Genomic DNA, 16320 nt, shown 5'->3' with positions numbered 1-16320 from the left:
GTCATGGCCGACTCCGACCCGTGCGCAGGGCTTGCAGCCGGCCTTGCACGGCTGGGTCGGCGAAGCACGCCGCGCTGCTTGCGGCCAGGCGTCGACGCCAGTTGGGATGCTGATCCACGGTGCCGGGCAGGTTGGGCTGTTCCAGTTCGCCCGCCAGGTCTTCCATGGGCACCAGCAGCAGGGGACAAGGGCTGGAAGACACGAAGCGCAGCATGTCCTCCAGCGGCGGCCGCGCGGGTTCGACGGCGCAGCCCATGGCTTGCGCAAGCAAGCTGCGGTCCATGCGCCGGTTGTGCCGCAGCGTGGCCTCGTCATCGCCGCCGCCCAGCAGGTTCAGTTCGGCGCGCACGTCGATGTCGCGCTCGGCCCACCAGCCGCGCAAGGTCGGCAGGTCGTGGGTCGAGGTCATGGCCACGGCCTGGACGGGCCAGTCTTCGGCGGCAAGAAAAGGCGCCGGCTTGGGCGGCTCGGACGGCGGCGCGGTCATGTCAGGCTCCTGCCGCATGAACCACAGCACATTCATGCCCAGGATGCCGTGATCCGCCAGTTCGCGGTTGAAGCGTTCAGGCACCGTGCCCAGGTTTTCGCCGATGGCAAGCGCGCGGTGGCGCCAGGCTTCCAGCGCCGTCAGCGCCAGCAGTTCGCGCAACGGATAACGCAGATAGGCGCCCGCATCGGCGGCCAGTCCATCCGGTACCAGCCACAGCCGCGCCATGCCCAGGATGTGATCGATGCGCAGGCCGCCAGCGTGAGCCAGCGCGGCGCGCAACATGTCGATGTAGGCCGCGTAGCCTTGGGCATGCATCGCGCGCGGCGAGAACGCGGCCAGATTCCAGTTCTGTCCTTGCGGATTGTGGATGTCGGGCGGCGCGCCTATGGACAGTCCTGGCATCAAGTCGGTCTGGCGGCTCCAGGCGTGGCTGCCGTCCGGACTGTCGCCCACGGCCAGGTCGGAGATCAGCCCCACGCGCATGCCGGCGCGGCGCGCCGCCTTCTGCGCGTGGCCCAGGCTTTCGGCGGCCAGCCATTGGGCGTAGCGATGGAAGTCGACCTCGACCGGATGCTGCCGCGCATATCGCTCGACTTCCGGCGAGTCCGGATCGCGCAGGCCGGCGGCCCATTGCGTCCAGGGCAGGTGGTGTGCGCCATGCGCTGCCTGGGCGGCATGCAAGGCTTCGAATACGGCGTGGTCGCGCAGCGCCTTGCCGCGGCGGACGCAGAACGCCTCGTAGCGCTGGCGGGCATCCTCCGGTCCGATTGTGCGGAACTGGCGGTGTAGCGCGCGCAGCAGGCGCTGCCGCCATATCCCGGCCGATGGCCAATCTATCAAGTCGGTTACGGGCGGCTGGGCGGCCAACTCGGCCAGCGCCCGGCGCAAGGCATCGTCACCAAGGACGGCGGCGGGATCCGCGTACAGGGTGTTCAGGAACAAGCGGCTGGATGGCGCGTAGGGGCTGCAGCGCTGCGGTTGCGCGGCAAACATGGCGTGCACCGGGCTGATGGCGAGCGCGTCGGCGCCCTCGGCCGCGGCAGCGGCGGCCAGCTCGCGCACCGCGCCAAAGCCGCCGAAGCCGCCGTCGCCAGCTTGGCCGGCATCGCGCCTGAGACTGTAGACCTGCGCGCATAGTCCCCAGGCGCGCGGCCGCATGCCATCGGTCAGATCGTCCAGGCTGGGCGCTTGCCGGGGAGCCACCGCGAGCACGGTCTGGCCGCATGCCAGATGCAGCGAGTGATATCCCGGCTCCTGCGGCGCGATCAGGCTGCCGTCGTCTGCGACCTCGCCGTCGCAGGTCAGCCCGGACTCGCACTCGATGCGGTAGCGGCCGCGCGCGCAAGCGGGCAGGGAGGCAGGCATGCCGCTGCGCGCGACCAGCAGGGGCGGCAGCCGGGCCCCGAGCTCCACGCCCAGGCGATGGTCGCTATCGCGGATGTCATCGGTGTTGCCCGCCGGCAGGCCCATGCCCTCCAGCAGCAGCCGTAAAGTATCCGGCGACACCTGCCGCGGACGCTGGCGCGCGTCGGTCCAGTGTTCGGCGATGCCGGCTTTGGCGGCCAGCGCGGACAAGGCCGGATCGCCGGCGGGCGTGGTGGTCATGCCGGCTCCTCCAGCAGCCACACGGTGCTGTCGCCGCACACCTCGCCGTGGACCAGCGCGTCGCGCGCGCCGGCCACGGATTCGAAGAGCAGCGTGGCATAGGCCTCGACGCCCGCCTGCAAGGCCTCGGGCAGCGCCAGGCGATCGGGGCCGAAGTTCGCATAGACCGTCAGGCGCGCGCCGCCCGCCAGTTGCCAGCGCGCGTACACGCCGCGTTCGCCGATGGCGGCCGCGCCCAGGCTGACCGCGCCAGCCAACCGCGGCGCGATCAGGCGGGCGCGCAGATGCAGCAGGACCGCGTAGTCCCGCATCCAGGCATGCGCGTCCGCGGCGCTGGCGCGCGGCTTGCTGGCCAGGTAGGTCGCGGGATCGTTCGGGTCGGACAGCGCGCCCGCGCCCTGGAATTCGGGAAAGCGCGAGAACTCGCGCCGCCGGCCGTCGCGCACCGCTTGCGCCAGGGCCGGGTCGGCATGGCTGGTGAAGTAGTGGAACGGCGTGCGCGCGCCGCGTTCCTCGCCCATGAAGATCAGCGGGATCTGCGGCGACAGCAGCTGCAACGCGACCGCGGCGCGCAGCCGGGCGGGACTGTCCACCAGGCTGGTCAGGCGTTCGCCGCCCGCACGGTTGCCGGTCTGGTCATGGTTCTGCAGGAACAGCACGAAGGCGGTCGGCGGCAGTTCCGCGCTGGGTTCGCCCCGCGGCTGTCCGCCGCGGTAGGGTGAACGCTGTCCCTGGTACAGCCAGCCTTCGGCCAGGCAGCGCGCCAGCGCCTGGGCCGGCAGGGCGCTATAGTCGGCGTAATAGCCGTGGCTTTCGCCGGTCAGGAGGCAATGCAGGGCATGATGCGCGTCGTCATTCCATTGCGCATCGAAATCGCCTTGCAGCAGGCTGGCGCGGTTGTCGTCGTTCTCCAGCACCAGATGCACGTAGCGTTCGGGCGGAATATGCTGTCGCAGGTGCTGGGCCAGCTCATGCAGCCATTCATGGCCCGCGATCGCATGCACGGCGTCCAGGCGCAGCCCGTCGAAGCGGTACTCGGTCAGCCAGTACAGCGCGTTGTCCTTGAAGAACTGGCTGACCGCCAGCTGACGGAAATCAATGGCGTCGCCCCAGGGCGTGGCGACGTCTTGCCTGAAGAACGGCGCGGCATAGCGCGGCAGGTAATTGCCGTCGGGTCCGAAATGGTTGTAGACCACGTCCAGCATCACGCCCATTTCCAGCCCATGGGCCTCGTCGATCAGACGCTTGAGTTCGTCGGGCGTGCCGTAGGCCGCGTCGGGCGCATAGGGCAGCACGCCGTCATAGCCCCAGTTGCGCGGCCCGGGGAAGTCGGCAATGGGCATCAACTCCAGCAAGGTCACGCCCAGCGCCGCCAGCTCCGGCAGCCGCGCCAGCAGACCCGCATAGCCTCCCTCCAGGCCGGCATGGGTTTCGTACAACACGGCATCCTCCCAGGGCCGTCCGCGCCAGCTGCCGTAGCGCCAGGGGTAGGCATCCGGCGCGACCACGATGCTGTCGCCATGCACGTCGCCGTACTGCAGGCGCGAGGCCGGATCGGGCGCGACCGTGTCCGCGTCGAGGCGGTAGCGATAGCGGGCGCCGACGGGGCAGTCCACGTCGGCCTGCACGTAGCCGTCCGGGCCGGGACGCAGGGCGATGGCAGGATGGCCTTCGACCTCGAGCGCGAAGCCGGCGGGCGCGGTCGGCGCCCACAGCCGAAAGCGCGTGACGCCGCTCTCCAGCGGGATTGCGCCGGATGCATAGTCGTATGTCATGGCGGATCTCCCGGCACGTAGGTCGCCGCCAGCAACACCACGCTGCGCGCGGCCACCGTGACGGCGGGCTCCGACAAGGGCGCGGCAGGCGCCTGCGTGGCGGAATCCAGCTCGCGGATCCAGGCCAGTTCGGGCGGCGGCATCTGGAAAACCGCGTCTTCCGCGCCTGGATTCAGCAACAGCAACGTTACGTCGACGCTGCCGTCTTCGCGGCAGGCGGCGCGGCGCAGGACCAGGGCATTGGCCTCCGACTCCCAGGCGGCGGCGTCCAGTTCGGCGCCCGCTGGATCGAACCAGGAGATGGCTTTCACGCCAGGCGCGAGCTCCTGGCCCGCGTCGCCGTAGCGCGCGGCGCGCGTGCTGGGGTGGGCGCGGCGCAATGCGATCAGGCGCGCCGCATAGCGGGATAGCTCACGACCGTCGTCAGCCTGCGCTTGCGTCCAGTCCAGCCACGACAGGGCGTTGTCCTGGCAATAGGCATTGTTATTGCCTTCCTGGCTGTTGCCGAATTCGTCGCCCGCCAGCAGCATCGGCGTGCCATCGGCCAGGAACACGCAGGCCAGCTGAGCCCGCTGCACCCGTTTCCGGGTGTCCAGGATGGCGGCGTCCCCGGTCGGGCCTTCGGCGCCCCAGTTATGGCTGTAGTTCTCGCCGTGGCCGTCGTTGCCGCCTTCTCCGTTGGCCTGGTTGTGGCTGCCGTCGTAGCTGACGATGTCGGCCAGCGTGAAGCCGTCGTGCGAGGCCACATAGTTGACGCTGCTCCAGGGGCGCCGGTGGCGGCGGTCGAACAGGTCGCGCGATCCGCACAAGCGCGCCGCCATCTCGCCGCGCATGGCAGGATCCCCGCGCCAATAGCGGCGGGTGGCATCGCGGAACTTGTCGTTCCACTCGGCGAATCCGGGCGGATGGTTACCCAGTTGGTAGCCATCCGGGCCCACGTCCCAGGGTTCGGAAATCAGTTTCAGGCGGGCAAGGGCAGGGTCCTGCAGCACGGCGTCGAAGAAGCCCGAACCCGGGTCATAGCCGGTGCCTTCGCGGCCCAGGGTGACGCCCAGATCGAAGCGGAAGCCGTCAACGCCATAGGATTGCGCCCAATAGCGCAGCGAATCCGTGACCATTTGCAGGACGCGCGGATGCGACAGGTTGACGGTGTTGCCGCAGCCGGTGTCGTTGATGTAGTAGCGTTCATCGCCCGGCACCAGGCGGTAGTAGCTGGCGTTATCCAGTCCGCGCCAGGACAGCGTGGGCCCCAGCTCGCTGCCCTCGCACGTATGGTTGTAGACCACGTCCAGGATCACTTCGATGCCGGCGGCATGCAGCCGGCGGATGGCCTGGCGCAGTTCGTTCGGGTTGTGCTGCAGGTAGGCGGGCTCCGGCGCAAAATACGATAGCGTGCTGTAGCCCCAGTAGTTGCGCAGGCCGCGTTCGGTCAGGAAGCGGTCCTGCAGGAACGCATGGACGGGCAGCAGCTCCACGGCCGTCACGCCCAGCCGTTGCAGGTGTTCGATGAAGCGCGGGTCGGCCAGCGCGGAGCAGGTGCCGCGCAAGGGCTGGCGCAGGTCTTCGCGCAGCATGGAGGCGCCGCGCACGTGCACCTCGTAGATCACGGTATCGTTCCAGGCCGTGGCCGGCGGCCGGCTGTTGCCCCAGGTGAAGGGCGTTTCCTCGGCCACGATGGCCTTGGGCATGGCGGGCGCGCTATCGCGCCGGTCGATGCTGAGGTCGGCGCGCGCATGCTTCATGCGATAGCCGAACAGCGCATCGCTCCAATGCAGCGGCCCGATCAACTGGCGCGCGTAGGGATCGAGCAGCAGCTTGTGGGGATTGAAACGGTGCCCGTTGCGCGGATCGTGAGGACCGTGGGCGCGATAGCCGTACACCAGCCCGGGATGCGCGTCGGGCAGGTAGCCGTGCCAGATCTCGTCGGTGCATTCCGGCAGGTCGAAGCGGCGCAGTTCCTTGCGGCCCTTGGGATCGAACAGGCACAGCTCGATACGCGTGGCGTTGGCCGAGAACACCGCGAAGTTCACGCCCAGGCCGTCGCTGACCGCGCCCAGCGGATGGGGCTGGCCGCCGGCGATGCGCGTGAATTGGGAGGGATCCATATGCGTTCAACCTTCGTAGAGCAGAAAAAGGGTGGACAGCGGCGGCAAGGTCAAGGACAAGGCCTGGGGCTGGCCATGGGACGCGCTGAGGCCGGTGCTGGCGCCGCCCTGGTTGCCCTGGCCGGATCCGCCGTAGTGCGTGGCGTCGGTATTCAGCCTTTCCGCCCAGCGGCCGGCCCGAGGCACGCCGATGCGGTAGTCATGCCGCGCCACCGGCGTGAAATTGGCGACCGCGAGCACATGATGGACGCCGTCGCTGCGGATGAATGCGACCACGCTGTTGTCCCGGTCGTCCAGGATCGTCCAGGCGAAGCCCGCCGGATCGGCATCCAGCGCATGCAGCGCCGGCACTCCGCGGTACAGGCCATTCAGGTCGGCAACCAGCCGCTGTATGCCCAGGTGGCCGGGGCGGTCCAGCAGGTCCCAATCCAGCGGGACGTCATGGTTCCATTCTTTGGGCTGTGCCATTTCGCCGCCCATGAAGAGCAGCTTCTTGCCCGGATGGGCCCACATGAAGCCGAGGTAGGCGCGCAGGTTGGCGAGCCTGGCGGCCGCGTCGCCCGGCATCTTGGCCAGCAGCGAGCCCTTGCCGTGCACCACCTCGTCGTGCGATAGAGGCAGGATGAAGCGCTCGCTGTACGCATACACCATGCTGAAGGTGATGTCATGGTGGTGATGCTTGCGGTGCACGGGGTCCTCGGACAGGTAGCGCAAGGTGTCGTGCATCCAGCCCATGTTCCATTTGTAGTGAAAGCCCAGCCCGCCGTCGCTGACCGGCGCGGTGACGCCGGGCCAGGCCGTCGATTCCTCGGCGATCATGATGGCGTCCGGCACTTCATGTCGCACGATGCCGTTGAGCGCCTGCAGGAACTGCACCGCCTCCAGGTTTTCGCGGCCGCCGTAGCGGTTGGGGATCCATTGGCCGGGCTGGCGGCTGTAGTCGCGGTAGAGCATGGACGCGACCGCGTCCACCCTCAGGCCGTCGACATGGAAGCGCTGCAACCAATGCAGCGCGCTGGCGATCATGAAAGCCTGCACCTCCGTGCGGCCCAGGTTGTAGACCATGGTGTGCCAGTCCGGGTGATAGCCTTCGCGCGGATCCTCGTACTCGTACAGCGCGGTGCCGTCAAAGCGGGCCAGGCCGTGCGCGTCGTCCGGGAAGTGCGCCGGCACCCAGTCCAGGATCACGCCGATGCCTGCGTGGTGGCAGCGGTCGACGAAACGGGCGAAGGCGGCGGGCGGACCATAGCGCGCCGCGGGCGCGAACATGCCCAGCGGCTGGTAACCCCAGGACCCGCCGAAGGGATGCTCCATGACGGGCAGCAGCTCCACATGGCTGAAGCCCATGGCGCGGGCGTAGGCCGGCAGCTTGTCGGCCAGCCGGTCCCAGATGCAGGCGCGCGAGTCCGGGTCGTCTGGCAGCCAGGAGCCCGCATGCACTTCGTAGATGGACAGCGGCGCGTCGGAGGATTGGCGCGAGCGCCGTTGCGCCATCCAGGCCTGGTCTTCCCACGGATAGCCGGCGCCGTCCTCCACCACCGAGGCCGTGGCCGGCGGCGCTTCGCTGCGCCGCGCCAGCGGATCGGCCTTGAGGCGCTGATTGCCGGCGCGGTCGGTGATGGCGAACTTGTAGCGTTCGCCGGCCTGCACGCCCGGGATGAAGATCTCCCAAACGCCGGCGCGGTGCCGCAGCCGCATGCCGTGCCGGCGGCTGTCCCAGCCGTTGAAATCGCCCACCACCGCCACGCGTTGGGCGTTCGGCGCCCATACCGCGCAGCGCAGTCCTGCCACGCCGTCGATTTCCATCAGCCGCGCGCCCAGGGCTGTGCCGACGCTGCGCCATGCGCCTTGCGCCAGCTCCTCCAGCGTGCCGTCTTCCAGCAGGGTGCCGAAGGCATAGGGGTCGGCGGTGATCTGTTCGGCATCGGGCCACTGGATCGCCAGACGGTACGAGCCGCCGTCGCCGGAGCGGGCTTGAGGAACGCGTCCAAGAAACAGTCCCTGGCCCTGTTCGCGCAAGGGGATGCGCGCACCGGCGCCGTCCAGCGCAGCGACAGCCCGCGCGCCGGGGACATACACGCGCACTTCTCCCTCGTGTGGCCCCAGGAAGGCATACGGATCGCTGTGCAGGCCGCAGGCTAGCGCAGCCAGTTCGACGGGTGAGGTGGCGCTGAGGCTGCCGCCTGCGGGCATGTCCTGGCTCATGATGACGCGTCCTCCTCATCCACCGCGGCCGACAGCAGCAGGCTGCGCGCCAGCTCCACCAGGGCGCACAGCGGTATCGAAATCCAGTCGGGGCGATGCGCGGCCTCATAGCTCACTTCATAGGCGGCCTTTTCCAGTTGCGCCAGGGCCAGCAGCGCGTCGTCGGCCGCAGGCGGGACAAGCGCCGTGGTGCGCGCTTCGCGGTAGCCTTGCAGGAAGGCCTGGCTGGCGGTCTGGCGAAAGCGCGCCAACAGCAGGTCGCGCAGTTCCGCTGGCGCGACAGGCGCGCCCGGCGTTTCGCCCGCGCCGGCATTGGCGTCGGTCGGCGCGCCGCCGATGATGTCGCTGCGGGCGATCGAGGCGGCGGCATAGTCGAACGAACGCAGCATGCCCGCCACATCCTTGCAGGGCGAGGCGAGGGCGCGGCGCGCCTGCACGCTGCTGACGGGTTCGCCCTCGAAGTCGATCAGATAGGCGTCCGCCTGCGCCACCAGCACCTGCCCAAGATGGAAGTCGCCGTGCACGCGCAAGCGCAAGGCGCCGGTCTCGGCCTGCGCCATCGCCGCCACGCGCGCCGCCAGCCGGGAGCGGTGCTCAAAGTACCATTCGGCGCAGGCGCGCGAAGGGGCCTCCAGTTCGCCGAGTTGCGCGCGCAAGTTCTTTTCCGCGCGTTCCAGCAGGCCCTGGACGTGCCGCGCGTGCGCATCGGCATCCGCCTGGCGGGCAGCGCGCGGCTGGAACGCGGGGTCGTCGGTGGCCTGCGACAACAGGTTGTGCATCTGCGCCAGGCGCTCGCCCATGGTGGCGGCCATTGCGGCGTAGCCTTGCAGGTCCTGGGCGAACTCGTCAGGGCTCTGGTTCACCAGCAGCGCATTGTCCAGCGTGCGCTTGAGCAGATCCAGCGTCCAGTTCCAGGCGTCGCCCTCGTTGGCGACATAGCGGTGCGCCACCGCCAGCGTATGGACCACGCCGTCGGCGTCCTCCCGTTGCACCTCGCCCAGCAGCGCCGGCATGTTGGCGTAGCCGGCGCGCGTCAGGTAGCGGGTCATCTCCAACTCGGGCGATCCGCCGGGCTGGACGGCGCGGATCAGCTTCAGTATCAGCTTGCCATCGACAACGACCGAGCTGTTGGACTGTTCTCCTGTCAGCCATTGCAGTTCGCCGTCCCCGGCGACCTCCAGGTCGGCCAGGCCTGCTTCGGGCAGGAAGCGGATGACCCCCGGCTTGTCGCCGGGCTTGCCGCCGCTGCGGCCGTCGAGCTCGCGGCCCTGCTGCATAGCCTGAACGACCGTGCGCACGAAACCGGGCTGCAGGAAGGCGTCCGCCAGCACGCCGACTTCCGCGCCGCGCCGCACCCGGGCGATCGCATACTGCACGGCGGCGGCCTCGTCCCAGACCAGCACGAAAGGCGCCTGCGCGCGCAGGCCGTCGACGCCGTCTTCGGGCTCGACTTCGGCCCAGTAGTACTCGCCATCCGCGCCGGTGAACGGCGTGGCGTAGGCAAGGCGTGCGCGCGCCGGCGGCTGCTTGCCCGGATACCAGCGCTGGCGCGCCAGGTACTGGGGCAGCACTTCTCGCTCCAGCGTGGCGCGGGACGCGTCCGTCAAGGCCGCGCCGCCATGCGCGCGCAGCACCAGGGTGGTCAGCTCCGGCATCTGTTCGGGCGTGCTGGCATGCCAGTCGGGCGGGGCAGCCTGGTTGCTCAGGTCCAGCCAATAAAAGGCGTAAGGCGGCAGGGTCAGGAGGTAGGGCAGCTCGCCTACCGCGGGGAACGGCGTGCCGCCCAGCATTTCCACCGGCACGCGGCCGTTGAACTCCTGCAGTTGCAGTTCCACCGGCTGCGCGGCGTTGGACAGGTTGGCCACGCACAGGATGGTGGTGTCCTGCCATTGGCGCAGATAGGCCAGGATCTTCCGGTTGCCCGCGAAGATGAAGCGCAAGGCGCCGCGTCCGAACGCATGGCTTTGTCGGCGCTGCGCCAGCAGGCGCCGGGTCCAGTTCAACAGGGAATGCGGATCGCGCTGTTGCGCCTCCACGTTCACCGCTTCATAGCCGTACAGCGGGCCCATGAGCACCGGCAGCGGCAGCTGTTCGGGGTCGGCGCGCGAGAAGCCGCCGTTGCGGTCGGGCGACCATTGCATCGGCGTGCGCACGCCGTCGCGGTCGCCCAGGTGCACGTTGTCGCCCATGCCCAGCTCGTCGCCGTAATACAGCACGGGCGTGCCCGGCATGGACAGCAGCAGGCTGTTCATCAGCTCGACCCTGCGCCGGTCGCGTTCCAGCAGCGGCGCCAGCCTGCGCCGGATGCCCAGGTTGATGCGAGCGCGCGGGTCCGCCGCGTACACGTTCCACAGATAGTCGCGTTCGCGGCTGGTGACCATTTCCAGCGTCAGCTCATCATGGTTGCGCAGGAAGATCGCCCATTGGCAGGACGCGGGAATGTCCGGCGTCTGGCGCATGATGTCGATGATGGGGAAGCGGTCCTCCTGCGCGATCGCCATGTACATGCGCGGCATCAGCGGGAAATGGAAGGACATATGGCATTCGTCGCCGGCGCCGAAGTATTCCTGCGCGTCCTCCGGCCACTGGTTGGCCTCGGCCAGCAGCAGCCGGTTGGGATACTCGGCGTCGATCACGGCCCGGATGCGCTTGAGCACCTCGTGCGTTTCGGGCAGGTTTTCGTTGTTGGTGCCTTCACGTTCGACCAGGTACGGCACCGCGTCCAGGCGCAAGCCGTCCACGCCCATGTCCAGCCAATAGCGCATCACGGCCAGCACTTCCTTGAGCACCTGCGGATTGTCGTAGTTCAGGTCGGGCTGGTGCGAGTAGAAGCGGTGCCAGAAATAGGCGCCGGCCTCGGGGTCCCAGGTCCAGTTGGATTTCTCGGTGTCGCAGAAGATGACGCGCGTACCCGCATAGGCCTTATCGTTGTCCGACCAGACGTAGAAGTTGCGCGCGGCCGATCCGGGTTTGGCCGCCCGCGCGCGGCGGAACCAGGGGTGCTGATCGGAAGTATGGTTGACCACCAGTTCGGTGATGACGCGCAGGCCACGGGCGTGGGCCGCGCGGATCAGCTTCCTCACGTCGGCCACGGTGCCGTAATCCGCATGCACCCCACGGTAGTCGGCGATGTCGTAGCCGTCGTCGCGGCGCGGCGACGGATAGAAGGGCAGCAGCCAGATCGTGTTGACCCCCAGGCTGGAGATGTAGTCCAGCTTGGAGATCAGGCCGGGCAGATCGCCCACGCCGTCGCCGTTCGAGTCGAAGAATGACTTGACGTGCAGCTGATAGATGACCGCATCCTTGTACCAAAGGCCGTCGTCCTGGAGAGGTTGGGTTTCACTGATCATGGCAATGGGCGCGCGGCGTCATCCATGCAGCGACAAGCGCCACACGCGATAGGGTTGATCGGGATGCAGCGTCAGTTCGCGGATCTGCCCCTGCCATGGCTCGCTGCGTTCAGCCAGCAGGTCTTCTGCGATCAGCCGGCCCGTGTCGGCCTCGCCGAACAGCCAGAATGGCGCCTCGATACGCGCCGCCTGCGGCTGGAAGGGATCCAGGCTGATGACCGCGAGGATGAAATTGCCGCGGCCTGGCGTGGACTTGCAGAACGCCAGCACGCGGTCGTTGCCGCTATTCGCCAGGGTCAGGCCCCGATGGCTCTGCAGGGCCGGGTTGGCGCGCCGGATCTGGTTCAGGCGGGTGATCTCCGCGCGGATGTTGCCCGGCGCAAACCAGTCGCGCTGGCGCAACTCGTACTTCTCGGAGTCCAGGTACTCCTCCTTGCCCGGCAAGGCGGCCGACTCGCACAGTTCGAAGCCGCTGTACATGCCCCACAGGCCGGACCCCAGCGCCGCCAGCGCAGCGCGTATCAGAAAGCCCGGGCGGCCCGAGGACTGCAGGAAGTAGGGGTTGATGTCCGGCGTGTTGACGAAGAAGTGCGGCCGGAAGAAATCGGCGGCGGGCGGCGTGGAGACTTCCTCCAGATAGGCCTCCAATTCCGCCTTGTCATTGCGCCAGGTGAAGTAGGTGTAGGACTGGGTGAAGCCGATCTTCGCCAGCCGGTACATCATCTTGGGCCGGGTAAAGGCTTCCGACAGGAAGATCACGTCGGGATGCTGCGCGTGGACCTCCGCGATCAGCCACTGCCAGAACGGCAGCGGCTTGGTATGCGGGTTGTCGACCCGGAAGGTGCGCACGCCATGCTGCACCCAGAACAGCACCACGTCGCGCAGCCCGCGCCACAGGGTCAGCTTGCGCGCGCGGCGGGCGACGGCGCCGTAGAAGGCGACATTGACAATGTCCTGGTACTTCTTCGGCGGATTCTCGGCATAGCGCAGCGAACCGTCCGGACGCCAGGAGAACCAGTCCGCGTGCCGCGCCAGCCAGGGATGGTCCGGGGAGCACTGGATCGCGAAGTCCAGCGCCACTTCCATGCCGTGGGCGCGGGCCGCGTCCACCAGCCGCAGGAAGCCGTCCAGCCCGCCCAGCAGCGGTTCAACCGCATCGTGCCCGCCGTCGGCAGAACCGATGGCATAGGGACTGCCCACGTCGCCGGGCTCGGCGCGCAGGCTGTTGTTACGCCCCTTGCGGTTGCGTTGCCCGATGGGATGGATGGGCGGGAGATAGAGCACGTCGAATCCCATCTCGCGCACGTCCGGCAGCCGCGCAATGACGTCGTCGAAGGTGCCATGCTGACCGGGCAGCGCGGATTGCGAACGCGGAAACAGCTCATACCAGCTGGCGTGGCAGGCCTGGCCGCGATCCACCCAGACCGGATAGGGCGCGGGGCTGACGTATTCGAAAGGGCGGTCGTCCAGTTCGCGCATGGTGCCGGCCAGATCCTCGTCCAGCAGCGCATCGATCTGTTGCGGCGTGGGCGGGGCCGGTTCGTCTTCGGCGGCCTTGGCGAATCTCTGCAGCGTGTTGCGCAACGTCATAGCGCCGGGGTGCGAGGCGTTGCGGGCGCGCGCCAGCGCCGCGCGCAGCATCAGCAGGCCTTCCTCCACTTCCAGGCGCAGGTCCACGCCGGCCTGGTGTTTCACCTCGAAGTCATGGCGGAAGGTCTGCCAGGCGTCCAGCCAGGCATGCACCACGAACTCGTGCGGCCCGATGCGGCGCGGACGGAACGAGGCTTCCCAGCGGTCGTTCAAGCCGCGCGTGAAGGGTGCTGCGCGCCACGAACTTTCGTCGGCCGCGCGCCAGCGCAGTTCGGCGGCCAGCAGTTCATGGCCGTCCATGTAGATGTCGGCGCGCACCGGAATCCGCTCATGCGGGATGCTCTTGATGGGGAAGGCGCCGCCATCCACGGTGGGGCTGACCTGCTCGACCACGATGCGCTGGCTGGCGGCGCCGTCCTGGCGGCGCGCCACATGCCGCGAAGCTTCGCGCACGGGATGCGTGGGTTCGAGCAGATACATGGCGCAGCCCGCGGGCGCAATGGCATTGCCTTGCGGCGCCAGGCCGTCCGGCACGCCTTCGGACAGGAAATCGGCCGGCGGCAGCAGCGGCGCCAGCGCGTCCCAATCCACGCTTGCTTCCTCCGTATCCGACGGGTTGAGCGCCAGGACGGCGGTGCCGGCCGCGCATTCGCGCAGCAGCATGGTGCAGTGGCCGTCGCGCCCGCCGGCCAGACGCAGCGGGCCGCGCAATCCGGCTTGCGCAAACCAGCGATTGGCCGCGGCTACGTCGGGCAGCCGGGCATCGTCCTCGCCATCGAACATCAGGACATCCGCGCATAGCGCCGCGGCCCAGGCGCCGCGCTTGTCCGGGACGTCGCGCGGCGGCGCGGCAACGACGGGGGCAATGGCGCGCAGCCTGCGGTCTTCCTCCGCCAGCCAGCCGGATTTGCAGTCCCACCAGGGCAAGGACGAGCACAGGCCGTCCAGGCCCGCGCCGCGCAAGGCCGCCAGCGACTCGGGCGTCAGTCCCTGCGCCCAGGCAAACAGTTGCGCGGCGCGATCCGGACCGCGCAACGCCGCCGCCAATGCCGCCCAGTCCTGGGCCGGTAGGCATTGCGGCGCATGGAAGACATAGCCTGCGACGCCGCGTTCGAACCAGCGCCGCAGCCGTTTGCTCCAGGTCTCCACAAAGCCCGGCGGCGGCGGCCCCGGACGCAAGTGCAGCGCCTCGCGCACGTCGGCGCTCATGCGCGGATCGCGCGCGGGGTTTTCGGCTGGCGGTTGATACCAGCCGGGGCCAGCCGTGTCGGCTACGGCGCCGACGGCGCAGCGGTCCATGACGATATCGAGGTACAGGGCCAGGCCGTGTTCGGCGAGCTGCCCCGCGGCCTGCTCGATCCAGTCGGCCATGGGCACGCGCCCGCCTGCCAGCTGCGCGCTGTCGGCATCCAGCGGGGCGGGCGAGGCGCTTTCCGGCCCCTGCAGCCAGGGCGCCGGCAGCAGCAGGGCATTGAATCCGCGTTGCCGCAAGTGTGAATAAAGGCGCGGCCCGATTTCACCGCCACGGGCGCAGGCGTCCCCGCTTGCGCCGCCACGGGCGTGGTAGAGGCGCAAGGGAGCGTGCGGATGGGCTGGCGGGGCTGTGGGCACCTGCGGTTCCTCCTGTCGGGGCGCCTAGACGGCGGGCGCGGGAAAAGGCCCGCCAGAACGCTGGCCAGCGCGTAGGGCAGCCACCTCGGCCACGGCCGGCACGCGGGGCCTTCTGTCGGTATCGGCCAGCGCGCGATAAAGCTCGGCGTAGGGCGCCGCGGCGGCGCGCCAGCTGAAATCCGCGTTCATGGCGTTGCGCTGCATGGTGCGCCAGAGCATGGCGTCCTCGCGCAGGCGCAGGGCGCGGGCGATGGCCGCATTCATGGCCGCGGGGTCGTCGCCGTCGAACAGCAAGCCATTGGCGCCGGCCATTGCCGAGAGCGGCGCGCGCGGCCCGGGATCGTCGATCGTATCGGCCATGCCGCCCACCCGCGAACCTATCGGGATGGATCCGTAGCGCATTGCATACAGCGGCGTCAGGCCGAAGGGCTCGAAGCGGCTGCCGTGCAGCAGCATGTCGGAGCCCGCGTGCAGCCGGTGGGCCACCGCCTCGTCATAGCCGATGCGGGTGGAGCAACGCCCGGGAAAGCGCGCGCACAGTCGTTTGAGAGCTTCTTCCAGGCGGCGGTCGCCCTGGCCGAGGATCGCGACCTGCAGGCGCGGGTGGCGATCCAGCGCCTCGGGCAAGGCCTGCGCGGCGACGTCCGCCATCTTCTGTTCCGTCAGGCGGCTGCCCATCGCCAGGAGCACGGCTTCGGCATCCTCATGCAAGCCGAACTCCCGCTGTAGGGCCGCCTTGCTGCGCGCCTTGCGGCCCAGGTCGCGCGCCGAAAACCGCAATGAGCCCAGATGCGGATCGCGCACCGGATTCCACACCATGTTGTCGATGCCGTTGGGGATGGCCACCAGATCCGCGGCGCGCCGCCGCAGCAGTCCCTCCAGTCCGCAGCCAAAGGCGGGCGTCAGGATTTCCCGGGCATAGGTATGGCTGACGGTGGTGACGCGGTCGGCGTAGCGGATACCGGCCTTGAGGAAATTCAAGCGGCCCCAGGCGCCGGCGGCTTCGTCGTTGCGGTAGCGTTCAGGTATGCCCAGGGAGGCGGCGCATTCCATCGGGAACTGTCCCTGGAACGCCAGGTTGTGGATGGTCATGATGCTTTTGACGTCGCCCGGGCCGTATTCCCGCAGCAGCAGCGGCACGAGTCCGGCGTGCCAGTCGTGCGCATGCAGCAATTGCGGCCGCGCGATGCCGGGCAACCCGCCCGCCACCCGCACCGCCGCATGGGCCAGCGCCGCGTAGCGCAGCGCATTGTCGGCGTGCTCGCAACTGTTTTCGTCCAGATAGATGCCAGGCCGGTCATAAAGCGCGTCGTTCTCGAGCAGCAGGAAGTCCAGCCCCGACTGGGCGCAATGCCCGGCGAGGAGCCGGGCTTCCCCTCCCGGCAGATTGTGCAGTGGCGCCACCACCCGCAAGCGCTCCAGCCGCTGGCGCACGCCGCGGTAGGCCGGAAGCAGCACCGTCACGGGCACGCCGGCTTCGCACAGCCCGCGCGCCATGCCCGTGATGGCGTCCCCCAGGCCGCCCGTCTTGGCCAGGGGAAACGCTTCACCCGCCACTACCAGGGTTCGAATCTTTGTCATGCCAACTC

At 69.1% G+C, this 16320-nt stretch carries 7 protein-coding genes; all 7 read right to left on the bottom strand.

What is annotated here, in order from left to right; translation table 11 throughout:
- Position 1: 1 nt before the first annotated feature.
- From malQ to glgA, 7 genes are read right to left on the bottom strand one after another with little or no spacing between them, the layout of a single operon-like run.
- Complete coding sequence (gene malQ, locus ACZ5YA_RS05330; protein ID WP_464092163.1) at positions 2-2095, bottom strand: 4-alpha-glucanotransferase; 2094 nt, start codon at positions 2093-2095, stop codon at positions 2-4.
- Positions 2092-3870, bottom strand: a complete 1779-nt coding sequence (gene treZ, locus ACZ5YA_RS05325; RefSeq protein WP_464092162.1) for a malto-oligosyltrehalose trehalohydrolase — start codon at positions 3868-3870, stop codon at positions 2092-2094. Before treZ ends, malQ begins: the two co-directional genes overlap by 4 nt.
- Entirely contained in the window at positions 3867-5975 is a 2109-nt protein-coding gene (gene glgX / locus ACZ5YA_RS05320; RefSeq protein ID WP_464092161.1) for a glycogen debranching protein GlgX, read from the bottom strand. Before glgX ends, treZ begins: the two co-directional genes overlap by 4 nt.
- A gap of 6 nt (positions 5976-5981) precedes the next feature.
- Positions 5982-8180 (bottom strand): 1,4-alpha-glucan branching protein GlgB, encoded by a 2199-nt coding sequence (gene glgB, locus ACZ5YA_RS05315; RefSeq protein ID WP_464092160.1) that lies wholly within the window; start codon positions 8178-8180, stop codon positions 5982-5984.
- Positions 8177-11530, bottom strand: coding sequence for a maltose alpha-D-glucosyltransferase (treS, locus tag ACZ5YA_RS05310; protein ID WP_464092159.1), 3354 nt, complete (start codon positions 11528-11530; stop codon positions 8177-8179). The genes glgB and treS overlap by 4 nt, the downstream gene beginning before the upstream one ends.
- An 18-nt stretch (positions 11531-11548) precedes the next feature.
- Positions 11549-14731 carry an alpha-1,4-glucan--maltose-1-phosphate maltosyltransferase gene (locus ACZ5YA_RS05305; protein WP_464092158.1) on the bottom strand — a complete coding sequence of 1061 codons (3183 nt, stop codon included), beginning with the start codon at positions 14729-14731 and terminating at the stop codon, positions 11549-11551.
- 24 nt (positions 14732-14755) lie between these two features.
- A complete protein-coding gene (gene glgA / locus ACZ5YA_RS05300) occupies positions 14756-16312 on the bottom strand; it encodes a glycogen synthase GlgA (RefSeq protein WP_118932426.1) in 1557 nt (518 codons plus the stop codon).
- Positions 16313-16320: the final 8 nt, after the last annotated feature.

This window comes from Achromobacter sp. JCM 18799, assembly GCF_055395645.1.
The sequence above is the reverse complement of the archived record's forward strand: the minus strand, read 5'-3'. Positions and strand labels throughout refer to the sequence as shown.